Origin of the sequence: Kitasatospora nipponensis (assembly GCF_039528135.1) — a bacterium.
Taxonomy (GTDB): Bacteria; Actinomycetota; Actinomycetes; order Streptomycetales; family Streptomycetaceae; genus Kitasatospora; species Kitasatospora nipponensis.
Genome location: NZ_BAAALF010000939.1, coordinates 245 through 584, shown reverse-complemented (window position 1 = coordinate 584; position 340 = coordinate 245). Strand labels below are relative to the sequence as shown.

At 66.8% G+C, this 340-nt stretch carries 1 protein-coding gene; it reads left to right on the top strand.

Annotated elements, in window-relative coordinates; all coding sequences use genetic code 11:
- Window positions 1-25 precede the first annotated feature (25 nt).
- Window positions 26-340: major capsid protein (locus ABD323_RS44180; protein ID WP_344447635.1), on the top strand; the 315-nt coding region annotated here is incomplete at its 3' end.

Here is a 340-nt window from a genome sequence, read left to right as displayed (position 1 = left end):
AGACCGGCCGATAGGAGATGCGCTCATGCCCGTGACACTCGCCCAGGCGAAGCTCAACGCCACCGACGACATCGACACCCAGGTGATCGACGAGTTCCAGAAGAACTCGTTCCTCCTCGACAACATGACCTTCGACGACGTCGTCAACCAGGCCGGGTCCGGCTCGACCCTGACCTACGGCTACACCCGCCTGATCACCCAGGCCGACGCCGCGTTCCGCGCCGTGAACACCGAGTACGTCCCCGGTGAGGTCACCAAGCAGCGCTACACCACCGACCTCAAGCCCCTCGGCGGCTCCTTCCAGCTCGACCGCATCCTGGGCGGCGTCGCCGGCGCGGCG